Source organism: Oscillatoria nigro-viridis PCC 7112 (assembly GCF_000317475.1).
GTDB lineage: Bacteria > Cyanobacteriota > Cyanobacteriia > Cyanobacteriales > Microcoleaceae > Microcoleus > Microcoleus nigroviridis.
Genome location: NC_019729.1, coordinates 4147176 through 4168868, shown reverse-complemented (window position 1 = coordinate 4168868; position 21693 = coordinate 4147176). Strand labels below are relative to the sequence as shown.

Here is a 21693-nt window from a genome sequence, read left to right as displayed (position 1 = left end):
CTAGCAGATTAGCTAAAAAACCCGGTTTCTGCGATATTGGCGCGAAAATCGCAGTGCAGGCGGCGCGTTTCCATTCAATTAGTTTCGCCAGCGAGTGGGGAGTTGGGCCAACAAATTTGGTGCGACCCTTGCGCCGATGCAGGTCAGTTTCCATTCAATTAGTTTCCCCAGCCAGTGGGGAGCACCAACACAGATTATCAAACTTGACCCCAGAGTTAACAAACTTCCCATTCAATTAGTTTCCCCAGCCAGTGGGGAGTGTCGCGTTGTTCAATGGATTGGGCTAATCTTAAGCCGGAGTTTACCATTCGCATCAATTTCTATATCTACATGATGCCTTCCGCTTGATGTCACAACAGCAAGAGTTCCAACTATGGCTCCGATACCACCGCCCACTGCTGCTCCAACAGGGCCACCAACTATAAATCCAAGAATAGCACCTGCACCAGCACCAGCAAAAATATAGAGGGCAGAGTAGTTAATTGTAGTAACCCCAGCAGAAGAAGGGATGAATGCGCCTGTAGCTATATTTACCCACTCTCCCGATTTGTTCTTGTGTAACTCAAAAATGGTTTTTAACTTCTCTGGAAGGTCTGAATATCGCTCGTAGTCTGTAATAACTTCAACTTGCTCACTTTGCTCCAAGGCTGTCTTTAGCTCACGATAAAACATTTCTGTATCTGAGAAAACTAACTTCCGCATACATTCCATTCAATTAGTTTCACCTCCATTCTACACCCCAGACAGCGCAAGGAGTCTAGAGGGAGATCGGCGACACCCGCGACAAAAAATTAAGGAAGGGCCGAGGGACAGTTTTGGCAAGCTGCTGTATGTTAATTATCAGATAAATTTGCCCCATCCCTCCCTGAACGAATTCAGTGTGTGGGTGCAAAGATATATGGATAGCCCCCAAGTGCTTTCCCCGCCGAGTTTGGTAGAAAAACACCGACAAGCAGCGAAAGATTTAGTCGCGAGATACAGCTAGCTGGTAAAGACAGATTTTAGCACTTGTTCGTAGTGAACACCTCAGTCCTGATTCTCTAAAAAAACAAGAAAGGACTAAAATCATTACTAAAAACTCGTGGTTCGTAGTAAGGACTTTAGTCCTTTTTTGCTAACGGCTTGCACCCATTAACAATTAGCACTCAGCAATTATCTAGCTTTTTGCAACACTCGATTTTTCAGATGTAGCGCTTTCGGCAGTTTTGCCATTTTTGCTATTACCGTTACCGTTGCTGTGGCGCGGTTGGATAACTCCATAGCCGCCGTGACTCTTGCGTTCGTAGAGTACGTTAATTTCGTCTGTTTCCGCATTACGGAACATATAGAAATCGTGATCGATAATCTGCAATTGTTCCAAAGCTTGTTGCACAGTCATTGGAGGCATGGCAAAATACTTAGTCCGTACCACCTCAGCAGGAAGTTCGGGAGTTCGATCGCCAATCAGATCCGCTACTACAGGATGTTCTTCAACTGCCGTAACCGTTTTAACACTACTGTGGGTCTTGTTGTCGTGGCGTTTTTCCTTAAATTTCCGCAGTTGACGAGCTATCTTGTCGGCAACCAAATCGATGCTGGCATACAGGCTTTCCGTGCTTTCTTCAGCCCGAATAACGCTGCCGTTAGCATAAATTGTCACCTCAGCAGTCTGCTTAGGATTGATCCTGGGGTTACGAGCCACCGATAGATGTATGTCCACTTCTGTAGTCAAATTTTGAAAATGGCTAACTGCCTTTTCAACCTTTTGATTGACGTACTCGCGAATCGCATCGGTGATTTCTATATTTTTACCCTGGATAACAAGCTTCATAGAGCTCCCTCCCTTCTTTTACTTGGGTATATTTTATACAGTAGCACTATGTATTCTGGAAAACACTTATCTTCCAAATCTTTTATTATATGTTGACAATTCTTGATTTAAACTGCCCCAATATTCCGTAAAAACACTCTTGATTTTTTGCATGATTTCTCCTCTCATCCCTCAACAGCTAAATGCACCACCCTGCTTGCTCCTCGATTGGGGACTTGTTCCCTACTCCCAAGCTTGGGAAATCCAGCAAAAACTCGTGCAAGAACGCCGCGACAAACCAGATTTGCCAGATGTCCTGATTTTGCTGGAACATCCGCCGGTGTACACTTTGGGACTGGGAGCAAAGCTGGAATTTCTAAAATTTGACCCAAGTCAAACTCAGTCGGAACTGCACCGAGTTGAGCGGGGCGGCGAGGTGACTTACCACTGTCCGGGCCAATTGGTGGGGTATCCGATTTTAAATTTGCGGCGCCACCAGCAAGATTTGCACTGGTATTTGCGGCAGTTGGAGGAAGTGCTCCTGGGGGTGCTGGAAGTTTTGGGGTTGAAGGGTTCGCGCGTTCCCGGTATGACTGGAGTTTGGGTGGATGGGTGCAAAGTAGGCGCGATCGGCATTAAAGTCAGCCGCTGGATTACGATGCACGGTTTTGCTTTAAATGTTTGTCCGGATCTGGCTGGTTTTGGGCAAATTGTACCTTGCGGAATTCCCGATCGACCTGTTGGCAGTTTAGAGCAGTTTATCCCCGGAATTGAGGTCGATCAAGTGCGATCGATCCTTGTCGCTGAGTTTGCTCGCGTTTTTGCAGTGGAAATAGTGCGAACCCAGATGTAGGATGCGTCGCTGCCAACCTTACTCCTAACCATCGTAGTCGGTTTTTTAAGTGCGATCGGGCTCGTCTTCCTCATACACCATTAAATCGCCCGGTTGGCAGTTTAGCGCTTTGCACAGAGCATTGAGAGTTGTTTCATCAATTCTTGTCAGCCGGCGACGGGTTTTGATTTTAGAAACAGATGTTGGGTGCATCCCAACTCTAGCCGCCAATTCTTTATTGCTGATATTGCGATCGGCCATCACAACTGCCAATTTCCAACGGATCACTGCGGGTGCTCAACTACTAGCAAGGACTTTGCAAGGTGATGTTAGCATCCTGCAACCTTCACTAACAGTTGTTTTGCCGTAGAAGCAATATTTTTTGTCGTATCGCTTGACTTGCACCAGCGAATGAACTATGCTGAGGATGCACAAACGGAAAAGCGATCGCCCCTTTGCCTCGAAAACTCAAGGGCGATCGCTATCCGACTATTGTGTAGTTAACACTCATGATATCACAGCCAAAGTCAGTTCCCGAAGCTGCGCGAAGAAATTCCCAATGCACCCACCGGCAAACAACCGATCCGATTGTTGATTTGCGGGATTCCCAAAGGAGTGGAAAGCATCATCAATCTGCTGCATGTTTTAGGTTTTGCTGAAGTTGGGGAATGGAGCCCGCCTTTACCGTCCCCTCTAGCAGGTGAAGTAATGCGGATTTTGACCCGTTACTGGAAAGAATAATTTTTCAGGGCGATCGCCTTTTCTTGAGTTAAGTGCGATCGCTCTTAAATTATCAAAAACATTACGCTTAATTCTCCACCCAATCGCTTAAAAACTCCAGACTGAGGATGCTAAATATCGAATCGAATTAACGCGGCGGTGTTTGCGAGACTTGGGGGTATTATAGAGATTATTTTAACAGTCTGTACTTACTGAGTCAAGAATTGAGAGAATTGGTGGTATGAGGCGCGATCGCGGGCTTCTCTAACCTTAGAGAGAAGCAAGACCGATCCAGAAATACGTCCTCAGAGTTTTGCGATCGCCCCTAGCGTCAGGTAAGCTTCTTGTTAATTATTGCGCTTATCTCAGGAGAAAAAATTTATGGCAGATATGTCCGGTCAAGACCCCTCGGAAATTAAAATGGCGACGGTTGATGAAGAAGAAAAAGGCGCAACGTTTAGCGGTACGGTCATCCTTGCTATCGATGTCGAGGGTGGGGAAGTCCTTTTCTTCAGAGACTTTTTGATAGAAGATTATAAAGGCGAACTTACCGCTTATCTGGCAACAGATGGCAATATAACGAAAAGCATTGATTTAGGCGAACTTAAGCATAAGAGCGGCAGCTTTAAGCTGCCAATTCCGCTGGGGACGGATACATCACCCTACAATACAGTCGTGCTGCGCGACGAAAAAAGCAAGAAAAAAATTGTGACGGTCGAGCTGTAAAATTGGCAATTTAGCTCGCAGTTGGGCCAAATTCGTTAGCCCAGCCCTAGAAGAGGATCGCCCTTTTTTTTCCTAAAGTACGCGCGTGCGAAGCTATCCCGTAGGGAATCGCTCTTAAATTAAGGTGCGTCACTTTCGATCGAACGGCGAAGTTTTGCGATCGCTCGTAAAGTGATGCACCCTAATTTTTAAAATGGAATCGGATCGTAATCGGGATTTTCCGGTTCGTTAGACGAACCCGACGGGCGATCGGACTCAGAATTTGAAGACTGATGCGAGTTCCAATCCGAACTAGACGTGCGGTTAGCGCCGCCTGGAGCGCTGTTAGAACTGCGCTTGTGCGAGCCTAATGGTACTACATTGCTCGGCACATTAGCCGGGGCGGTGTCGCGAATTTGAGCCGGTTCCGGGGCGGTTCTACCTGCGGGAGCCGAACTCATGGCATCGGCACCGACACTGTAAATCCTTTGAGCTGTCAGTTCGGCGCGCTTTTCTTTGATACCATCTATTTCGATCGTATTCATCCCCAGCCGACCTTCAATAATCACGCGATCGCCCTCGCGATATTTATCGTGAATTTCTTGAGCCAAATTGCCCCATCCTATCACCTTCAAACGTTCGGGCGGATCTTCAGGTTTTGGGCCGGGAAACTGCACCAACATCTCAGCGATTGGAACTTGATTCTCAGGAGTATAACGGAGTTGCGGTTGTTGAGTTATTTCCGCCATCAAAATGCAGCTATTCATCTGTTATCTGTGCGTAATTGGGAATTGGATGTTGAAGGAAGAAGGAAGAAGGAAGAAGGAAGAAGGAAGAAGGAAGAAATAGCTATCCGTGTACCGATGACTTGTGCGTCTTGCTTTGGGGAATTGCCAATTGCCAATTGGTAATTACTAATTTTTCTACGCCCGATCGCTATTAGTTGTCACCGCTTACCGATTACCGATTACACGTTACCAAATTTATCTTGGAGAACCGCCGCCTCGGCTTGACTGACAAAATCGTGAACGAGGGCGCGGTACTCCTTCAAAGTTTCAGATACCCAATCTCGATCCTCACTGTTGGCGAAGATATGAACGGTCGGTTCACTAGCATCGGGTAAAACTAATACCCAATTGTCGTCGCTGTAGTTAAAAATCTTCACTCCATCTAATAATTCTAAACGATCGGGCGAATGAGTTTCTACTAAATATCGCATCAGCGAACCCTTGATAGTCCAAGGACAGCGGACGCTGTAACTGCGGTGGGTGATGCGGGGAAGTTCCGCCTTGATCTGTCCGAGCGATCGCTCCTGAATCGTCATCATTTCTATCACTTTAGCAATGCAGAACATTCCGTCAAATCCGGGATGCAACTGCGGGAAAATAAAACCCATAAGGCCGCTGCCGCCCAAAACCACATTGGGGTTCCTGTTAGCGGCTTCCATCAAAGCAGTTGGGTTCGCCTTCGTGCGGATTACCTTGCTTTGATAGCGTCGGGCGATCGCCTCCACCGCAGAAGACGCATGAACCGGCACTACTACTGTACCTTTGGGATGAGAAGTCAGCATTAAATTTACCATCAACGCCGTCAGCATTTCCCCGCGAATCGCTATCCCAGACTCATCTACCAAAATGAGCTGTTCGCCGTTAGCCGATACCTGCACTCCAAAATTAGCGCTGAGTGCTTTCACCACCCGGCCGAGTTGGTCGAGCAAATATTCCCGTTCCCCGTTGCTTAGAGAAGTCTGCTTGAGACTGGCATTGAGCACCACCGCATCGCAGCCGAACTTGGCAAGCATTTGGGGCAAAATTGCTCCAGAAACCGCGTAAACGTAATCGATTACCACCTTAGTATTGCTGTAGCGTATTGCCTCAACATTCATCTGCCGCTCAAAAATGCGGTTGTAAACTTCGAGAGCTTGGTTAAAGTACGTCATCTCTCCAATTTCCGGAATTAGAGCTCGCCGCAAATCTTCCTTAAAATAAGCGCCCTCGATTTTTTTCTCAGCTCCTTTAGTAATATTGATGCCTTTGATATCGAAGAATTCAATTAAAATGTGGTCGGAGCGATCGGGCGAAATGCGAACGTGAATGCCGCCAGCAATCGACAGCGTAGACGAAACCGTGCGCGCGATCGGAATTGCCGTCGATTCCAAATTGATCACATTAATTCCCACCGACATCAAACCCGCAATCAAAGACCTCGAAACCATGCGCGAAATGCTCCGCTGGTCGCGAGAAACCGATACCGAAGTCCCGGGTTTCAAAGTCGAGCCGTAAGCCGCGCCCAATTTCACTGCAAATTCGGGGGTAACATCCACATTTGCCAGTCCTTGAACGCCACGCTGACCGAACAAATTCCGCCTAGCTTGTTCTCCCCAAATTAAATTTTGATTTAACAGAGCGCCGGATTCAATATTTTTGCTCGGCCAGACGCGCACGCTTGGCCCCACTTGTGCTTCTTCTCCCACGATCGACATTGAACCGACGACAGCACCTTCGAGGACGTGAGCGCGCCTGTCTACGCGGGTGCTCCGGCAAATCACGCAGGCCCTCAGATGAGCATCTTCGCCGACAATTGCTCCGTTCCAGACGATGGGACGTTTGAGATTAGCGTCGGCCCCGACAGTCACGTTATCTCCGATCACTGTGCCGGCATCGATTGTAACTCGGGCTCCAATCCGGCAATTGTTGCCGATCATCGCCGGTACTTCGACGATCGCGCTATCGTCAATAAAAGTATTCTGACCTACCCAAAGTCCCGATCGAACTTCGTTGTAGTAGCTCAAATCCAGTTTGACCTTTCCCCGCAGCGCGTCGTACTGAGATTCCCGGTAAACATCTAGCTGGCCGACATCGCACCAGTAACCCTCGGCGATGTAGCCGTACATCGGCTCGTTTTTTTCCAGTAGCAGGGGAAACAAGTCTTTCGAGAAGTCGCACTCCTGATTTGCCGGCAGGTAATCCAAGACCTCGGGTTCTAAAATGTAGGTACCGATATTGACGGTATCGGAGAAAATTTCGCTGCTAGAAGGCTTTTCCAGAAAGCGACTGATGCGGTAATTTTCCTCAGTAATCACGACCCCGAATTCCATCGGGTTGGGAACGCGAGTTAAAATTAACGTGGCTTTGGATTGCTTGCTGCGGTGAAATTCGATCGCTGCCGTTAAGTCGAAGTCTGTAATGCTGTCGCCGCTTATGACCAGAAAAGTTCGATCGAGCAGTTCAGAAATATTTTTGACGCAACCAGCCGTACCCAGCGGTTGGTCTTCCTCCACAGCGTAAGTCATTTGAACGCCAAACTCTGCCCCGTCAGTAAAATATTCGCGCATGACATCGGGAAGGTAGTGCAGCGTCGCAATAATTTCCGTAATCTGATGCCTTTTTAGCAAATTAATAATGTGTTCTGCGATCGGGCGATTGAGAATCGGCACCATCGGTTTGGGCAAATCGCACGTCAGAGGTCTGAGCCTCGTTCCAGATCCCCCAGCCATCAGCACTGCACGCATAAAATCCTCCTTGCTTAGAAAGCTCTCTACCGCTATTGTCCGCTAGAAAAAGTTTGCCTGCTGTAATTCGTGGGCCACCAGCAATCAGTTCTTAGTTAATTATCTTTGAGTAGTTACACGTCTGTGAAATCCCGTTAGGGCTGGCCGTCCCCCAGCAGCAACCGATTTCAACGGAATTAGAACTTGCGGCATCGCACCAATCCCCCGGTCGAGCTCGGATTTGTAGGGGATCTTGGATAATACCAGTTTAAAAAAAGAATGCAACTGTAGCCCCGTGCTCCAAACCCTTATCTCATTAGCCATTCCCAATTCTTTAATTCTTCAAATCTTCAATCTAAAATGGTATAAGTCCTCAGAATCCTCGACTTTTGGCTGAAGTCCCTTCTTGCTTGCTCGGTGAAAGCTATGAAGGGGGTGTTATTTTTAAGTTTGTCGCCAGCGGGGATTTGGCAGTCTCTTTCTGAAGGTGGAATTACTACGGCTATCGGTGCGCCTTGCCGTCTGATAAATGATAGATTAAGGGTAGCGCTTTGACTAGCTGACCCAAAATCCTATCCATTGCTTAGGGGTTTTTTAAATGAGTACGTTAATTAGCTTGGCATTGCTGATCGCTTACGGTGGCGGTATTTGGAAATTTTGGAATGGTTTCGATCGCACTAACTTCGACAGAAGTTTTACAAATCGCCTGAAGCTCTCCCTGCTCTGGCCGGCGTTAATTTTTAATAAGCCTTACCGCCAAAACTTTACAAAAGCTCTCAAAGCCTCTAAAAGGTAATTCCAAAATGCCTAAAAAGTCCGATCGCCCAGTAGCGGGTCAGGAGCAGACTTGGTTTGCTAAAGGAAAATCAGATAGCTGGCAAGTTTTACTGTCGCAAGTCGCTTCTCGGTTCGATCGCGAATACCGAGGAGAAGCTTTCGCTTTACCCGAAGAAGTCGAAGCAATGCCGATTTTCCTGGAATCAGTCGCAGGAACTCTCCAAGAAAAAACAGTTTCTCCCTTCTGGAAAATTGCCAAACCTCAAAAAAATCAGCGCTGTTTAGACATTGGCTGCGGAGTCAGCTTTCTCATCTACCCTTGGCGGGATTGGGAAGCATATTTTTACGGTCAAGAAATCAGCAGCGCCGCGCGAGACGCCTTAAACGCTCGCGGCCCTCAGCTCAATTCTAAGCTGTTCAAAGGCGTAGAATTTGCCCCCGCTCACCAGTTAAATTACGAGGAGGCTCAGTTCGATTTATGCCTCGCTACAGGCTTTAGCTGTTACTATCCCATAGACTATTGGAGTATAGTCATGGGAGAAGTCAAGCGGGTACTAAAACCGGGCGGTCATTTTGTTTTTGATGTCCTCAACCCCAATGCTCCTCTAGCAGAAGATTGGGCAATTTTGGAAACTTATCGAGCCGGGGAAGTATTTTTAGAGACAATAGAAGATTGGGAAAAAATGATTAAAGCTGCAGGCGCTAAGGTAGTAAAAAAGCAAAGCGGCGACTTATTCCAAATGTATAAAGTTCAATACAATTGAGAGGTTAAGGGGAATAGGTAATTAGTTTTGCAGTCAAAAATTCAATCGTCCAAAGCCGGGTCGGGCGGACGAAAAACAACTTCATTCTTAGTGGATAAAGTAGGGTGCGTCAGCAAGTAGAAATTAGTTGGAGAAGCAACAAATATTCAAGCTGACGCACCTTACTAACTACTAACTCACAATAGTTAAGCAAGCAGATTGGATTTTACCCATTCCCATACCGATTGCCAATTACCGATGCCCAATTACTTTTCGGTAGCCGCAGGAGATGGCGCTGCTTCCGGCGAGGGCGACACTTCCGGGGCAGGAGATGGCGACACTTCGGCGGCAGGAGATGGCGACACTTCCGGGGCAGGAGATGGCGCTGCTTCCGGCGAGGGCGACACTTCCGGGGCAGGAGATGGCGCTGCTTCCGGCGAGGGCGACACTTCCGGGGCAGGAGATGGCGCTGCTTCCGGCTGCGGGGATTCTTGGGCGGGTTGCGGTTGAGGAGAAGGCGACTGTTCTGCGGCTGGCTTCGGTTCAGGCGAGGGCGACGGTTGAGCCGCAGGCTTGGGTGCCGACGGCGACGGTTTGGCCCCTGGCTGCGGTTTGGTCGAGGGGGCCGGCGGCTTCTCAAACTGCGGTTTCACTTCTGTAGGCGCTGGGGAAGGCTGCTGGCCTGTTGGTCTGGGCGCTGTGGGGGCGGGCGCTGGCCGCTGCTGGCCTGGTGGGTTGGGCCTGGTTGGGGTGGCAGGAATGCCACTGCAAACTTTTTCGTCGTACTTAAAATCGACAGTCAGTTGGTAAAGCTTGTGCGTGCTGGCTGCTGAAAATGTTAGAGAAGGGCTAATAATCGCAATTTTAGCGGTATTATCCAGAATACTGTAACCCGTCGGGACGATCGGCTGAGGCTCGGCCTTGAGCAAGCCTTGAGGGCTGACAACTGCTCCAAAAACTGCTGTTCCTTGGAGTTTTTGCGAGCAAGCTGTTACGGGATAAGGGACATTCACAGGAGTCGGGCTCGTCATTTCCAAGTCAGGATAAGCCTTTTTGAATTTCTCAAACAAAGCAACATAGGTATTTGCAGCCGCAAGCTGTGTCTCTCTGTCGGTGGGTAAGTTTGCACCCGGTTGTCCGGACTGTCCTAGCTGTCGCTGTCCCTCTTCAAATTGTTGTCTTTTGATTCTTTCTTCAGGAGTTTCTGCGATGAGATTCCTTTTATTCGGATCTTTTTGAGTCAATTTTGGTACTCCATCGGGTCCGACATTCCTGCCAATTGGGAATTCCGGGGTAAAGACTGGAGCTCCGTCTGGAAATAGTGGCAGTCCGCCTCTACTGGCTATGATCTTTTTGAGCGTCTCTGCTTCGTCTTCCGAACCGCCGCCGGGAAGCTGGGGCGCTTCTGTCATTGATGGCGGCGGCGGGATATTGCGATCGAAATTACCAGGTAAGGGTGGGAAAAGCAAACCGCTGGGAGGTACGGGTGGGATGATAGTGGGTGTTGTTGGCTGTGAGGGGGTTCTGACTGTTGGGGATGGAGTTTTGGGAGGCGGCGGGGCTGTTGGGGCCGTGAAGGGCGGGAGAGGGGAAGGAGGGAGAGGGGAAAAGAATCCAGGAGGGGGCATTCCCGGCGGCATGGCGGGCAAGTTGATGGTATCAGGTGCGGGGGGCAAGGGCGGGGCTAACTTTGGCGCTGGCGGAAGGGGAACTGGTGCGATCGAAAATGGCGTAAATCGCGTATTAGACGGTTTCGGTGGTATGGTTTGTGGCAGGCGGCTGACTTCTGCAGGAGTTAGTTCTACTATGCCTACAGAACCGGGGATATTTTTTGAGGAATTTCCACCGAAAAGTATGTTTGAGAGCGTCGGGGCGCTTACTCCGAGCACTCCGTGCAGGCTGACAGAAGCTAGGGCTGCCCACCAATAAGGCTGGCGCAGCGGTTCGGAAAGGGTGTTGGCTAGGGAGGAAGAGTCAGTCATTTAAATTTTAGATTTTAGATTTTAGATTTTAGGTTGGGGGATTGTTCGATTTTAGATTTTAGATTTTAGATTGGGGGATTGGGAGATTGTTCGATTTTAGATGGGGAGATGGGGAGATGGGGAGATTGGGGGATTGGGGAATTGGAGGATTGGGGGATTGGGGGATTGGGGGATTGTTACATTTTAGATTGGGAGATTGTTAGATTTTAGGTTGGGGGATTGGGAGATTGTTAGATTTTAGATTTTAGATTGGGGGATTGGGGGATTGAGTGATTGGGGGATTGGTAATTTATATTGTTGTGGTTGTGATTGAGGGTGAATTCGTTTTAATGAGGAGAGGTTGGGGAATTCAAAGGTATAATTTTAGCACGGTCGGTATCGAAATTGCCCGATCGACTTTTATGGAGATTTCGCGACCCTCACATCAAGCACTCAAGCCTAGAAACCCGGTTTCTTTCCTGGTTCCACGCTGGTACAGCAACCGCCGCAAATCGGGTGAGGACGTTGTTAATTGCTGAAACCATTGTTTTTCTTGGCTAATGACTTTGGCCGAATCCTATAGGCGGTTTCTCAGTTATTGTTGAGAATGGTGAGCGGGGCGTCAGGCGGGCCGGACTGGGGCGAGCAAAAAACAGACTGCGCCGCTGCTATACCCTCTTTTTCCGGGTTCTGGGGCCGAATTATTTCATTACACACGATCGAGCCGTTCGATCGACCCCTGTTTCCAATTCTGTTACACAACCGGATTCATCGGTGGAAGTAATTATTCAATCCCAAATCCCAAATCCCAAATCCCAAATCGATGGATTCACCAGCGATAGCGGTAATTTTTAAAAGGAGCCCCCTCGATGGTGAGCAAGTCGATGGGATAAATTGGAGCGCCGCTTGCCATATATTGAAACATTTCCCGAACTTCCTCTCCCCGCAACGACAACTGGTCTAATTCCTTGAGAGAATACCAGCCCGCGCACAAAGTATGCTCATCCGGCTTACTCTTGGGCGGCGTCTTATCTTGCGGACGAGCCACAAAAATGACTCGGAGGCGCACATTGCCCTTGGGCATCACTGTGTGCTCTACCCGGAGAATTCCCTCAACGATGATGGAAATGCCCGCTTCCTCGATGGTATTACGCATAGCAGCTTCCAGCAAAGTCTCCCCTTTTTCCACTCGCCCTGCTGGGAGATACCACTGCTGCTCGTACTTGCGCTCTTGTACCAGTAGAAAACGGTCTTCTAAGTGAACGACAACTAGGGTAAAATACCATGTTTGAATCGGCTCGCGAGCCATAGAAGTAGATATTCCCTAAGCAAAAGGTTTAACGAGCGGCAGATGTTAGCAATCCAAAGGATGCTTCGGCAAGTGTCTTTGAACTTGAAAAACAGATCGTAGCACTCCGGCCGCAAAATCTAAAATCTACAATCTAAAATCTAAATTTGACAATGCCATTACCAACCGTGATTTTACCAGGATATTTTGCTGCTGCTTCCGACTATCGGGAATTAGAAAAGTCTCTGGTCGATCGAGGTTTCCCAACAGTAACAGTGCCTCTGGGCAAGGGAGATTGGTTGCCGACTTTTGGCGGGCGGTCGATGGTGCCAATTTTGCGACAGCTCGATCGCACGGTCAAACAAATGTTACAGCAATACGGCGTTCCCCAGATCAATCTCGTCGGTCATTCCGCCGGCGGCTGGATTTCTCGCATCTATTTGGGCGAAAAGCCTTACACGATTCACGGCGACGTGCTTGAGGACGCGGGTTTGTGGGAAGCTCACCCTTACGTGAATACTTTAATCACTTTAGGCACGCCGCACGTCTCTCAAGAGCGCTGGACGCGCAAAAATCTAGATTTTGTCAAAATTCACTATCCGGGGGCTTTTCACCCGCAGGTGCGCTACGTGTGCGCTGCTGGGAAGGCTGTTTTTGGCAAGCGCGGTTTTGGGACTTGGCTGGCTTACAAAAGTTACGAGTTGACTGTGGGGAAGGGCGAAACTTGGGGAGATGGAATTACGCCGGTGGAAGCTGCTGTTTTGGACGGGGCCGAAAATCTGGTGTTGGAGGGGGTTTGGCATTCGCCTCGTTCTCCGGGGAAGTGGTACGGTTCGCCGGAGGTTTTGCCTGCTTGGATTGAGTATTTGTGTTAGAAACGAACCGCTTCGAGGTGCGTTCGGCGAAGCCGTTCCCGTAGGGTAGGACGCGAAGGAAGAAGCAGAAGGTTTAAGGGGCGGATTTAGTTAGAATTTGATATTAGGAGCGAGTTTAGTGCGGCAAAACTCGCCCCGCCGATGCTATGTTTGCTTAAATTTTTATCGCTAACTGAATAGAGTGAAAAAATATTTTATGTAGCATCATCGGTAAGATGCAGAAGTCACGGCGAACCACACAATCAAATTAGAGGTTGGCTGGGGTGGAATTGGTCGAGAATGCTACTGTGCGCTTGGACGCAGATAACGAATTTCAGCCGGATGCTTTGTGGAGAATTGATGCCGGAGGTCGATCGCAAATTAGGGATGATGATTATGTGCGATCGCACTAGACTGTTGCTTGAACCAGCATATCCTGTACTTGCCTAATTTGCTTCCAATCAATTACTGCAACCCAAAGACTTTCCTCTTCTGAATATTGCACTACGCCATCGACTTCTAATTCTTCGTCATACAATGCTAGCAATTGACCACCTTCCAACTTAATATTTTGGCGACTCAAATCTTCAATCGTACCAACGCAATTTAGGCGAAGGCGACCTTGTTCATCCGCATTATGAAAGTCTGCAAAGATTCTGGGATATTGCATATTTTTAGTTTACTCAGGATGACTGTTGTGATGGATTAGGAATCGTTGGTGTAAGCAGCAGACTTGCTTGTTCTGGTGTTAAGCCAGTTAATGTTGCATGATTTGGGCTTCGGCCAGAAGTACGGATGACATCTCCATCGGACGATCGAACTTCACCCACTGTCGTCACACCAACTTGTCCGTGAGGGATTGTCACTGCTAACTCTGCTACAGATAATCCTACTCCACATTCTACAGAAATCCCCGTGATGCCGCTGGGGTGAGTTGCCGTACTGCGTTTAATATCTTCTGGGCGATTGCGACCGCCACGAACTACTAAGGCCTCGTTTGGAATTCTTTCCACCAGTGTAGGCTGTTTGATTCAAGTACGCGCTATACTTTAGCAGAAATATTTCTCGATAGGCGATCGATATTTTGTTGAACTCAAGCATCGCTATCCGTACAAGCATCGCACTGTTTAGTATTTGCTGTGAAGGGACTCGCACTACCTTTGACAAGCCTTACGATAGCGATCTCCCACGCGAGGTTTGATTTGGTAAGTCAACAACCTGAATTGCACTCACACATCTCAATTAATGCCAGTATAATTGTAATTGTTTGTCATCAGGGCTTTATGTCAGCAAAGGATAAATTTCATGATGTTGTGAAGATTGCCTTGGAAAAGGAGGGTTGGCAGATTACAGATGACCCACTTTCCATCAGTGTGGGTGGAGTTGATATGTTAATCGATCTGGGGGCGGAACGCCTGCTGGCAGCCGAACGGCAGGGGGAGAAAATTGCTGTAGAAATCAAGAGCTTTTTGAATACTTCAGCCATAACAGATTTTCATTTAGCGGTTGGACAATTTATCAACTACCGTACAGCACTCAAGTTTAAAGACCCCCAACGTCAGCTATTTTTGGCAATTCCTTTGACGGCATATAACGATTTTTTCAAGCGTGAATTTACAACCGCTGTCGTGGAAGATTACCAGTTAAAATTATTGGTCTATGACGTAGAAGAAGAGGTGATAGCTTTATGGAAAAAATAGAAAAATATCGGGATTGTATCAAACAAATTCTCACGAAATATGCTGCCTACAAGCCTTCTTATGGAGAAGTAGATGTGCAAGTTGTTTTTGACACGGAACACAATCATTATCAAGTTGTTCGAGTGGGTTGGGATAACAAACAGCGAGTTTACGGCTGTGCTATACATCTCGATATTAAGGATGGCAAAATCTGGATTCAGCAGAATGGAACTGAAATCGATTTAGGGCAAGAACTGGTTAATATAGGTGTGCCGAAGTCGGACATTGTGGTTGGGTTTCATCCACCTTATATGCGTCAGTTCACAGAATTTGCAGTGGGTTAAAACTAACGTTGATGCTTTTGGTGGCAGACATCGATCGCTCTTTATGTGTTATGGGGCGATCGCTTTTTATGATTGGTGAGGCGATCGGTATCCGTGCAATCAGCACACTTTGAAATGCTGCAAAGGGATAAGATTGTAACTGGAAAAAGAGGTAGGTGAACACAAGCTTCAACTCAACCTACAAGAGCTGCGATCGCACTAAGTTATGCTGCGACTACTTCGACAGGCCTGAACATTATATCCATTCAACCTTTGATGCCAAATCTCTCATAAAGCATCTCTCTTAACCTATTGCTAGCGCGTTTCACGAAGTCATCTTCAGATTCCTGCTGCAAAGGTTCACCAATTTGATTGCTAAAGTCAGATAAAAAAGATTCATTCTGAATTAAGCTCGACACCTCTTCTGAGAATTTTTCCTTTTCATTATTTGAAAATGATAAGGGCGTCAACATAAGGAAAGTTCCTGCTGTTAAATCCATTTGAAGGGATGGAAGAGTTAAATCAGATTCTGGCAGTGATTGAGTAGGTGATTGCTTAATATCATCCATAAATTGCTTAAAATTACTCATCACTGATTGAGTAGGTGATTGCTCAATCTCATCCATAAGTTCCTTAAAATTACTCATCACTTATTCTCACTTGGTATGCCGATTTTTCCACGAACCATAAAAAGAACGAAGCAGCTTTTCAAATGACTTGACAACTTCCTCTATAATTTTACCTTTCGTTTTATCATCCAACCGATTCCATAGTCTGAAAAACCAATTAAATAGTTCAGATAGCCAACCAAACATCCGTATACTCCAAAGCTACGAAACAGAACCTATAACCCAACGCTGCAATATTTGCTGCATATAGATAGCCAAGCTTATCTTTTCAATCGCTCGCAGTTTTCTGATATTTGCTGCGAGGTGCGAGGAAATACTAAAGCCAGACTAAACGCTGATGAAGGTTGGGTTGCAACAGGAAACCCAACCTACCAATTCAAACTTAACTATCCCTCTTCTGCCTAGAGTGACAGAAGAGGGATAACTATCTTTACCCTTTACCTCCAAACAGTTTATATATTCCGTATCCAACAGCCGCCGCCGCAGCAACAGGTGCAGCAGCAACTATGGCAGTACCAGCAATTGCACCTCCCCCGACAACGCCACCGATACCAGCAAGGGTGCCCATAATTGCAGCACCAGAGGCACCGCCAGCTACCGTTACAGCACCAGCACCAACTAGACCAGCAGCAGCCCCAATGTTTGTAGCTGTTCTTGCCGCTGCACGAGCATCATTCTCTTCCTCAGACAAGTTCGATTGCTCTTTGAACAAAGTTTCATTCATTATTTTTGCCCCCAGATAAGCAGGGCCTGCTGCTAATACCGCAGGAGCCGCCGCCATACCACCACCAACCACACCACCTGCCGCAGCTAGACCCGAAGTAATTCCTGCTCCTGAAGTTGCTGCAACAGTCAACCCTGTAGCAGCACTGGTAGCCGCACCTACCGCAGCACCAGTTTCTGCAACCGCTTTGACTGTTTTGACTGTATTTCCATCAATGCCCGTAGTTTTTTCTACAACATTTTCTACAACTTCTTCACCTGCTTTCCTGGCAAAATCTTCCCAATTCATAAATCAATTAATCCTTTTAATACTTGTTCCATTATCCTTAATAAATTCAAGGTTTGTCTAGCCCAAAAATGTTCTATTTTGCAGCCAATTCTCCCTCGCTTTTACTTTAACTTTAATCTAAGTTTGTACAACAATGTACGAAAATGTACGAAAATGTTGGCAGTTGTGAGCTACAATACACAAAACTCTCGCATCTCCCTGCCAGATGAATCTTAAAGAAATGTTAAATGTCGCCGATCGCATAGTTTTCGAGAAAACAGGTCAGCACCTTGACGATTTACAAGACGCGGTATTGCGGGGAACTCTACAACGCGAGACATACAAAGAAATAGCGAAAGACTTTGACTGTTCTGAAAGTCGCCTCAGGGAAATTGGATCGGAATTATGGCAGATACTTTCAGAAGGGTTGGGAGAAGATGTTAATAAAACAAATTTTCGATCCACAATGGAGAGGTTGCACAACTCTAATATTTTAAACTTTGCACAAGACGTTGTAGTGAAGGGTAGTTTTAACACCTGTGGAGAAGGTAGATACCCGCCAAATATCCCAAACTCACATAATGACGAAAAATCTAACTCCAAACCAACTAAAACTCTACATCAAGATTTAAGCGAAATGCCAGAGTTGGGTGATTTCTTCGATCGCCCCCTCGAACTCCAAACCCTCACCACCTGGATTATACAACAACACAGCCGCCTAATAACCCTCACCGGCATCAGCGGTATCGGCAAAACCACCCTAGCAGTACAACTCGTACAACAAATTAAAGACAAGTTTGAGTACGCAGTTTGGTACACACTAGACGAATTCCCCACCATAGAAAAATTTCAATCTAACCTAATACAGCTTTTTTCCCATTCCGAAAAACAAGATTCATCCTCAACCAACCAGAAACCATTACCGCTGATTAAGTATTTACAAAATCATCGCTGTTTAATCGTCTTAGATGACGTTCACAACCTTTTCTGTAGCGGCGAATTGGCAGGAAAATATAAACCAGAATCCGAAGAATATCGCTCTTTATTCAAACAAATAGAAAAATTATCCCATCAAAGCTGCTTGATGTTAATCGGTTGGGAACAACCGAGAGAAGTGACTCAAGCTAAAAGCCAAAATACTTCTATTCGTACCTTACAACTCAAAGGTTTAGACATCGCCGCCGGACGGGAAATACTGAGAGATTGCGGGTTAGAAGCAAGTGACAACAGTGAAGCACTCATTCATCGCTACCAAGGCAACCCCCTATGGTTAAAAAGCGTGGCGAATCTGATTCAAGACTTGGGAGGAGGCGTGACAGAGTTATTACCAAATGATACCATATTGTTGCCGGAAGATTTGAAAGATATTTTACAGCAGCAGTTCGATCGCCTATCCGAACTAGAAAAACAAGTAATCTACTTGTTAGCGAAAGAAAGCCAGCCGATCGATCGGGCAAAATTGCTAGAAAATGATATAATTCCGGCTTCAGATTTGCTAAATGCGCTGCAATCTCTATCGCGGCGCTGCTTGATTGAACAACAAGCAAATTTTTACACGATTTCACCTGTACTGAGGCAATATGCGATCGCCTCTGCGGTGTAATTGATACAACCATTGCTTGCATTCTCGCCCTTCACCCAAATTACTAGAAGTGGCAATGGGCGATCGGGTAAATGGGGCGATCGGTTCGATAGAATGATCGGTAGTCGCAATTCCATTGTTTGCCATGACGCTAAAAGAATTAGAGCCTCAACTGCTGGCACTCTCTGACGACGAAAAAGCTCAAGTCGTTCAACTCCTATCTCAAGGTAAAATCACTCCTTGGCGCGGTATTGAAAAAACGCCTGATGTTTGTGGTGGGAGTGCTTGCATTGCTGGAACTCGCATCACCGTTTGGGGACTTGTAGAAGCTCGTCGCATTGGCTATAGCGAAGCCGAGTTACTCACAAGCTATCGATTACTCTCTGCTACTGATATTGCTAACGCTTGGGCTTATGCTGAAGCCTTTCCCGATGAAATTGAAACAGAAATTCGGGAAAACAATGAAGTGATGGACGAGGATTTGTAGCAGATGGCACGTCTCTATGCCGATGAGCAATACCCCTATCCTGTTGTAGAATTACTGAGAGCTTTAGGACACGATGTTTTGACTGTTCAAGAAGCAGGCAGAGCGAATCAGAAAATTCCTGACCCGGATGTTTTAGCTTTTGCTACTAGCGAAAAACGTGCCGTCAATCGATTTTAGATTTGAGATTTTAGATTTTAGATTTAAGCATTGACTTGCGCGAGATAAATTTGGGGGGCAAGTTTCATCGGATACAGGTTTTTTATTTCTGGACGGATGAATCCGGGGGCTTGTATCCTGGATGCTTTCGGTCATTACCGAAAACCGTAAAGATTTCTTTCGGCTGCACCGCATACAGCCCCTTCATGCTGGCATTATCGCCTGTACTAACGATCGCAATTGGGAAGCGCTCGCTAACCGAATCAACGCGGCTATTACAGCAGAAGAATCTTTGCAAGGTAAACTAATTCGTGTTGTGCGCCCTTCACCTTAACTTAGACGGCAGCAATACCTTGCCCTAAATGCTTCAAGACTTGAAAAGCCGATCGCAATTCACTACGCACAGTATAGATCGAAAATGCCCGCGATAACCCGTATTCTGGCGCTGGTTGAGCCATAAGTTTCACAAACAACACATCATCGCCATTCGTCAACATCCCAAACCTCGGTTTATCCAAATCAGGATTTGCCATCATGTACGCTAATGCTTGGGGTAATGCCGATCGCACCGAAATCGTAGTCTTCTTACACTCCAAAACCATCACCCAAAGCTGATTCTGCAAAATCAAGATATCAATGCGTCCGCGCAGCGTTTCTTCTCCATCATCGATCGCAATTTCGATCGCAGCTTCAGCCTTCATTCTAAACGGTGGATCGTAGAATCCCGCCAGTTCTAACAAAGGTGATGCCACCAGCAAAGTCACTGCCCCTTCTAACAATTCTCCATCGGATCTATGATATAGCAATCTGCGTCGTAGCGTATCCAAAGCAGTCTGTTCAGAATCGCTCGGACTTGGCAATTCAACTTGCCACTCAGTAAAAAAAGCCTCATCCTCAGTCAGGCTCAAATTCAACCTTGATTCAGCCTCAGCAAGGCTTTTAATAGCATCTGTAACTGCAATAACCTTTGCCATTGGTTCACCTTTGATTCAAGCCGTTGAATTGCCAACTGACTTTAGCTTCATTTTAAACGGAACTTCCCCCATACACGGGGGAAGTTTGGTCTGAAACCATTACAGGGTAAGACTTTCCCGGAGGGGGAAAATCTTTTACATGACTACAATTTTCTCTAACCCTTATGTGGCGGGGTTTTTGCTTAAATTCATGATAGAATAATACTTTCGCCCTCAATATTAAGAAAATCTTAAATACATGACTACGGTTTGAGAGCGGTCAATTGGCTAAAACCGAGATGGGGAAAAGAATACAGCCCTCGGAACTCCCTCCGCAGGGGGTAAGTTCCGTTTAAAATAAAAAACTAAAATCTGAGCTAATTTGTATTAAATTTAGCTACTCTCCACAAACAAAAACCGGGCAACTTCAAAGCTACCCGGCAATCCAAACTTTAGACTTCAGACAAATCTAAAATCTAAAACCTAAAATTCTTAAACAGCTACAGTCTTCTTAGCAGAAGAGCTCAATTCGCCCTTAGCATACTTAGCTGCAAAATCGTCCAAAGATACTTGCTTGATCTTTGTACCGTTACCGGCGCAACCAAAAGAGTTGTAACGATCGCTACAAACCTTCTGCATATACTTGATCGACGGCTTCAAGAAGTGGCGGGGATCAAACTCATCGGGCTTCGCAAACAAAGCTTCGCGCACCGCAGCGGTAATCGCCAAACGGTTGTCAGTATCGATATTGATCTTGCGAACGCCGCACTTGATGCCCTTTTGGATTTCTTCCACAGGTACGCCGTAGGTTTCGCGGATTTTGCCGCCGTTGCTGTTGATGATTTCCAGCAATTCTTGGGGCACAGAAGAAGAACCGTGCATTACCAAGTGAGTATTCGGCAAGCGGCGGTGAATTTCTTCAATGCGGCTGATTGCCAAAATTTCGCCAGTCGGCTTGCGAGTGAACTTGTAAGCGCCGTGAGAAGTGCCGATCGCGACTGCTAGAGCATCAACGCCGGTTTGCTCGACGAAATCCACAGCTTGTTCGGGATCTGTCAGCAACTGATCGTGAGAAAGCGCACCTTCAAAGCCGTGGCCGTCTTCTGCTTCGCCCATCCCTGTTTCCAGAGAACCCAAGCAACCCAGTTCGCCTTCAACGCTAACGCCGATCGAATGAGCCACTTTCACCACTTCGCGAGTAACTTCAACGTTGTACTCGTAGCTGGCGGGAGTCTTAGCATCCGCTTCCAGAGAACCGTCCATCATCACGCTGGTGAAACCTTGGCGCATGGCAGAATAGCAAGTGCCGGGGGCATTGCCGTGGTCTTGGTGCATGGAAATGGGAATGTGAGGATAGGTTTCAACTGCTGCCAAAATCAAGTGGCGCAGGAAATTTTCGCCAGCGTAGGAGCGAGCGCCGCGAGAAGCTTGCAGAATCACAGGGCTGTTGGTTTCGTCAGCAGCGCGCATGATCGCTTGGATTTGCTCCATGTTGTTGACGTTGTAAGCCGGTAGGCCGTAACCATTTTCAGCCGCGTGGTCGAGCAGCAATCGCATAGGTACAAGCGCCATAGATATTCCTCCTAATTATTTGTGATTTTTGGGCAGTGAATTTTGGACAAGCTTAATTCTTACGATAATATTAAGACAATTTGCCACCGATCGCGCACTATCTTTCCAGATTTACTTAAAAGTTCAAAAAACAAAATTTTGAGTTCCGAGCATTCCACTCAA

At 46.9% G+C, this 21693-nt stretch carries 27 protein-coding genes; 13 read left to right on the top strand and 14 right to left on the bottom strand.

The window, feature by feature from the left end; translation table 11 throughout:
• Window positions 1–270: 270 nt before the first annotated feature.
• The gene (locus tag OSC7112_RS17590; RefSeq protein WP_041622595.1) at window positions 271–702 is read right to left on the bottom strand and encodes a hypothetical protein; all 432 of its coding nucleotides are present in this window, start codon (window positions 700–702) and stop codon (window positions 271–273) included.
• Between the two features lie 454 nt (window positions 703–1156).
• Window positions 1157–1810 carry a ribosome hibernation-promoting factor, HPF/YfiA family gene (gene hpf, locus OSC7112_RS17585; protein ID WP_015177169.1) on the bottom strand — a complete coding sequence of 218 codons (654 nt, stop codon included), beginning with the start codon at window positions 1808–1810 and terminating at the stop codon, window positions 1157–1159.
• A 151-nt stretch (window positions 1811–1961) separates the two neighbouring features.
• Here hpf and lipB point away from each other — a divergent pair, with 151 nt between their 5' ends.
• On the top strand, window positions 1962–2642 hold the full coding sequence (gene lipB, locus OSC7112_RS17580; protein ID WP_015177168.1) for a lipoyl(octanoyl) transferase LipB: 681 nt from the start codon (window positions 1962–1964) through the stop codon (window positions 2640–2642).
• A gap of 45 nt (window positions 2643–2687) precedes the next feature.
• Here lipB and OSC7112_RS17575 read toward each other — a convergent pair whose 3' ends face one another.
• Entirely contained in the window at window positions 2688–2909 is a 222-nt protein-coding gene (locus tag OSC7112_RS17575) for a helix-turn-helix domain-containing protein (RefSeq protein ID WP_015177167.1), read from the bottom strand.
• A gap of 813 nt (window positions 2910–3722) precedes the next feature.
• On the opposite strand from OSC7112_RS17575, the gene OSC7112_RS17565 reads away from it, so the two are divergent.
• Window positions 3723–4067 carry a hypothetical protein gene (locus OSC7112_RS17565; protein WP_041622594.1) on the top strand — a complete coding sequence of 115 codons (345 nt, stop codon included), beginning with the start codon at window positions 3723–3725 and terminating at the stop codon, window positions 4065–4067.
• Window positions 4068–4255: 188 nt separating this feature from the next.
• Here OSC7112_RS17565 and OSC7112_RS17560 read toward each other — a convergent pair whose 3' ends face one another.
• A complete protein-coding gene (locus OSC7112_RS17560) occupies window positions 4256–4813 on the bottom strand; it encodes a single-stranded DNA-binding protein (RefSeq protein WP_015177165.1) in 558 nt (185 codons plus the stop codon).
• Window positions 4814–4822: 9 nt separating this feature from the next.
• On the opposite strand from OSC7112_RS17560, the gene OSC7112_RS41815 reads away from it, so the two are divergent.
• Window positions 4823–4957 carry a hypothetical protein gene (locus tag OSC7112_RS41815; protein ID WP_263053529.1) on the top strand — a complete coding sequence of 45 codons (135 nt, stop codon included), beginning with the start codon at window positions 4823–4825 and terminating at the stop codon, window positions 4955–4957.
• Between the two features lie 56 nt (window positions 4958–5013).
• On the opposite strand, the gene OSC7112_RS17555 is transcribed toward OSC7112_RS41815, so the two are convergent.
• On the bottom strand, window positions 5014–7557 hold the full coding sequence (locus OSC7112_RS17555; RefSeq protein ID WP_015177164.1) for a mannose-1-phosphate guanyltransferase: 2544 nt from the start codon (window positions 7555–7557) through the stop codon (window positions 5014–5016).
• A gap of 577 nt (window positions 7558–8134) precedes the next feature.
• Here OSC7112_RS17555 and OSC7112_RS17550 point away from each other — a divergent pair.
• Window positions 8135–8332: a hypothetical protein gene (locus OSC7112_RS17550; RefSeq protein WP_006633481.1), complete on the top strand. Its 198-nt coding sequence runs from the start codon at window positions 8135–8137 to the stop codon at window positions 8330–8332.
• A 7-nt stretch (window positions 8333–8339) separates the two neighbouring features.
• Entirely contained in the window at window positions 8340–9077 is a 738-nt protein-coding gene (locus OSC7112_RS17545) for a class I SAM-dependent methyltransferase (RefSeq protein WP_015177162.1), read from the top strand.
• 245 nt (window positions 9078–9322) lie between these two features.
• Here OSC7112_RS17545 and OSC7112_RS17540 read toward each other — a convergent pair whose 3' ends face one another.
• The gene (locus OSC7112_RS17540; protein WP_015177161.1) at window positions 9323–11038 is read right to left on the bottom strand and encodes a hypothetical protein; all 1716 of its coding nucleotides are present in this window, start codon (window positions 11036–11038) and stop codon (window positions 9323–9325) included.
• Between the two features lie 808 nt (window positions 11039–11846).
• Window positions 11847–12326: an NUDIX domain-containing protein gene (locus OSC7112_RS17535; protein ID WP_015177160.1), complete on the bottom strand. Its 480-nt coding sequence runs from the start codon at window positions 12324–12326 to the stop codon at window positions 11847–11849.
• 152 nt (window positions 12327–12478) lie between these two features.
• Between OSC7112_RS17535 and OSC7112_RS17530 the strand changes: the two genes are divergently transcribed.
• Both OSC7112_RS17530 and OSC7112_RS41810 read left to right on the top strand, forming a co-directional pair.
• Window positions 12479–13180, top strand: a complete 702-nt coding sequence (locus tag OSC7112_RS17530) for an esterase/lipase family protein (RefSeq protein ID WP_015177159.1) — start codon at window positions 12479–12481, stop codon at window positions 13178–13180.
• A gap of 263 nt (window positions 13181–13443) precedes the next feature.
• Window positions 13444–13572, top strand: a complete 129-nt coding sequence (locus tag OSC7112_RS41810) for a hypothetical protein (RefSeq protein ID WP_263053528.1) — start codon at window positions 13444–13446, stop codon at window positions 13570–13572.
• Here the strand turns inward: OSC7112_RS41810 and OSC7112_RS17525 are convergent.
• Window positions 13569–13829, bottom strand: coding sequence for a hypothetical protein (locus OSC7112_RS17525; protein ID WP_015177158.1), 261 nt, complete (start codon window positions 13827–13829; stop codon window positions 13569–13571). The genes OSC7112_RS41810 and OSC7112_RS17525 overlap by 4 nt on opposite strands.
• A gap of 13 nt (window positions 13830–13842) precedes the next feature.
• Window positions 13843–14172, bottom strand: coding sequence for a hypothetical protein (locus tag OSC7112_RS17520; protein WP_015177157.1), 330 nt, complete (start codon window positions 14170–14172; stop codon window positions 13843–13845).
• Between the two features lie 270 nt (window positions 14173–14442).
• On the opposite strand from OSC7112_RS17520, the gene OSC7112_RS17515 reads away from it, so the two are divergent.
• Window positions 14443–14859, top strand: coding sequence for a XisH family protein (locus OSC7112_RS17515; RefSeq protein WP_015177156.1), 417 nt, complete (start codon window positions 14443–14445; stop codon window positions 14857–14859).
• A complete protein-coding gene (locus OSC7112_RS17510; protein ID WP_015177155.1) occupies window positions 14847–15182 on the top strand; it encodes a XisI protein in 336 nt (111 codons plus the stop codon). Before OSC7112_RS17515 ends, OSC7112_RS17510 begins: the two co-directional genes overlap by 13 nt.
• Window positions 15183–15427: 245 nt before the next feature.
• Here OSC7112_RS17510 and OSC7112_RS17505 read toward each other — a convergent pair whose 3' ends face one another.
• Complete coding sequence (locus OSC7112_RS17505) at window positions 15428–15808, bottom strand: hypothetical protein (RefSeq protein ID WP_015177154.1); 381 nt, start codon at window positions 15806–15808, stop codon at window positions 15428–15430.
• A gap of 412 nt (window positions 15809–16220) precedes the next feature.
• The gene (locus OSC7112_RS37115; RefSeq protein WP_015177153.1) at window positions 16221–16802 is read right to left on the bottom strand and encodes a hypothetical protein; all 582 of its coding nucleotides are present in this window, start codon (window positions 16800–16802) and stop codon (window positions 16221–16223) included.
• A 205-nt stretch (window positions 16803–17007) separates the two neighbouring features.
• Between OSC7112_RS37115 and OSC7112_RS17495 the strand changes: the two genes are divergently transcribed.
• The gene (locus OSC7112_RS17495; RefSeq protein WP_015177152.1) at window positions 17008–18384 is read left to right on the top strand and encodes a helix-turn-helix domain-containing protein; all 1377 of its coding nucleotides are present in this window, start codon (window positions 17008–17010) and stop codon (window positions 18382–18384) included.
• Here OSC7112_RS17495 and OSC7112_RS39875 read toward each other — a convergent pair.
• On the bottom strand, window positions 18343–18510 hold the full coding sequence (locus OSC7112_RS39875) for a hypothetical protein (protein ID WP_190274227.1): 168 nt from the start codon (window positions 18508–18510) through the stop codon (window positions 18343–18345). The genes OSC7112_RS17495 and OSC7112_RS39875 overlap by 42 nt on opposite strands.
• Between OSC7112_RS39875 and OSC7112_RS17490 the strand changes: the two genes are divergently transcribed.
• The 3 genes from OSC7112_RS17490 to OSC7112_RS17485 all read left to right on the top strand — a co-directional run bounded on the left by OSC7112_RS17490 (window position 18509) and on the right by OSC7112_RS17485 (window position 19340).
• Window positions 18509–18850: a DUF433 domain-containing protein gene (locus OSC7112_RS17490; RefSeq protein ID WP_015177151.1), complete on the top strand. Its 342-nt coding sequence runs from the start codon at window positions 18509–18511 to the stop codon at window positions 18848–18850. The two genes, OSC7112_RS39875 and OSC7112_RS17490, sit on opposite strands and share 2 nt — an antisense overlap.
• Window positions 18851–18853: 3 nt before the next feature.
• Complete coding sequence (locus OSC7112_RS39870) at window positions 18854–19027, top strand: DUF5615 family PIN-like protein (RefSeq protein WP_190274226.1); 174 nt, start codon at window positions 18854–18856, stop codon at window positions 19025–19027.
• Between the two features lie 121 nt (window positions 19028–19148).
• The gene (locus OSC7112_RS17485) at window positions 19149–19340 is read left to right on the top strand and encodes a DUF5615 family PIN-like protein (RefSeq protein ID WP_223300634.1); all 192 of its coding nucleotides are present in this window, start codon (window positions 19149–19151) and stop codon (window positions 19338–19340) included.
• 1 nt (window position 19341) lies between these two features.
• On the opposite strand, the gene OSC7112_RS17480 is transcribed toward OSC7112_RS17485, so the two are convergent.
• Window positions 19342–19980, bottom strand: coding sequence for a type I restriction enzyme HsdR N-terminal domain-containing protein (locus OSC7112_RS17480; protein WP_015177150.1), 639 nt, complete (start codon window positions 19978–19980; stop codon window positions 19342–19344).
• Between the two features lie 471 nt (window positions 19981–20451).
• A complete protein-coding gene (fba, locus tag OSC7112_RS17475) occupies window positions 20452–21531 on the bottom strand; it encodes a class II fructose-bisphosphate aldolase (protein ID WP_015177149.1) in 1080 nt (359 codons plus the stop codon).
• Between the last annotated feature and the right edge of the window lie 162 nt (window positions 21532–21693).

Excerpts from the sequence above, each read along its gene's own strand:
- OSC7112_RS17590 (WP_041622595.1), bottom strand. The coding sequence starts at position 702 with ATGCGGAAGTTAGTTTTCTCAGATACAGAAATGTTTTATCGTGAGCTA.
- hpf (WP_015177169.1), bottom strand. The coding sequence starts at position 1,810 with ATGAAGCTTGTTATCCAGGGTAAAAATATAGAAATCACCGATGCGATT.
- lipB (WP_015177168.1), top strand. The coding sequence starts at position 1,962 with ATGATTTCTCCTCTCATCCCTCAACAGCTAAATGCACCACCCTGCTTG.
- OSC7112_RS17565 (WP_041622594.1), top strand. The coding sequence starts at position 3,723 with ATGGCAGATATGTCCGGTCAAGACCCCTCGGAAATTAAAATGGCGACG.
- OSC7112_RS17560 (WP_015177165.1), bottom strand. The coding sequence starts at position 4,813 with ATGAATAGCTGCATTTTGATGGCGGAAATAACTCAACAACCGCAACTC.
- OSC7112_RS17555 (WP_015177164.1), bottom strand. The coding sequence starts at position 7,557 with ATGCGTGCAGTGCTGATGGCTGGGGGATCTGGAACGAGGCTCAGACCT.
- OSC7112_RS17550 (WP_006633481.1), top strand. The coding sequence starts at position 8,135 with ATGAGTACGTTAATTAGCTTGGCATTGCTGATCGCTTACGGTGGCGGT.
- OSC7112_RS17545 (WP_015177162.1), top strand. The coding sequence starts at position 8,340 with ATGCCTAAAAAGTCCGATCGCCCAGTAGCGGGTCAGGAGCAGACTTGG.
- OSC7112_RS17540 (WP_015177161.1), bottom strand. The coding sequence starts at position 11,038 with ATGACTGACTCTTCCTCCCTAGCCAACACCCTTTCCGAACCGCTGCGC.
- OSC7112_RS17535 (WP_015177160.1), bottom strand. The coding sequence starts at position 12,326 with ATGGCTCGCGAGCCGATTCAAACATGGTATTTTACCCTAGTTGTCGTT.
- OSC7112_RS17530 (WP_015177159.1), top strand. The coding sequence starts at position 12,479 with ATGCCATTACCAACCGTGATTTTACCAGGATATTTTGCTGCTGCTTCC.
- OSC7112_RS17525 (WP_015177158.1), bottom strand. The coding sequence starts at position 13,829 with ATGCAATATCCCAGAATCTTTGCAGACTTTCATAATGCGGATGAACAA.
- OSC7112_RS17515 (WP_015177156.1), top strand. The coding sequence starts at position 14,443 with ATGTCAGCAAAGGATAAATTTCATGATGTTGTGAAGATTGCCTTGGAA.
- OSC7112_RS17510 (WP_015177155.1), top strand. The coding sequence starts at position 14,847 with ATGGAAAAAATAGAAAAATATCGGGATTGTATCAAACAAATTCTCACG.
- OSC7112_RS17505 (WP_015177154.1), bottom strand. The coding sequence starts at position 15,808 with ATGAGTAATTTTAAGGAACTTATGGATGAGATTGAGCAATCACCTACT.
- OSC7112_RS37115 (WP_015177153.1), bottom strand. The coding sequence starts at position 16,802 with ATGAATTGGGAAGATTTTGCCAGGAAAGCAGGTGAAGAAGTTGTAGAA.
- OSC7112_RS17495 (WP_015177152.1), top strand. The coding sequence starts at position 17,008 with ATGAATCTTAAAGAAATGTTAAATGTCGCCGATCGCATAGTTTTCGAG.
- OSC7112_RS17490 (WP_015177151.1), top strand. The coding sequence starts at position 18,509 with ATGACGCTAAAAGAATTAGAGCCTCAACTGCTGGCACTCTCTGACGAC.
- OSC7112_RS39875 (WP_190274227.1), bottom strand. The coding sequence starts at position 18,510 with ATGGCAAACAATGGAATTGCGACTACCGATCATTCTATCGAACCGATC.
- OSC7112_RS39870 (WP_190274226.1), top strand. The coding sequence starts at position 18,854 with ATGGCACGTCTCTATGCCGATGAGCAATACCCCTATCCTGTTGTAGAA.
- OSC7112_RS17485 (WP_223300634.1), top strand. The coding sequence starts at position 19,149 with ATGCTTTCGGTCATTACCGAAAACCGTAAAGATTTCTTTCGGCTGCAC.
- OSC7112_RS17480 (WP_015177150.1), bottom strand. The coding sequence starts at position 19,980 with ATGGCAAAGGTTATTGCAGTTACAGATGCTATTAAAAGCCTTGCTGAG.
- fba (WP_015177149.1), bottom strand. The coding sequence starts at position 21,531 with ATGGCGCTTGTACCTATGCGATTGCTGCTCGACCACGCGGCTGAAAAT.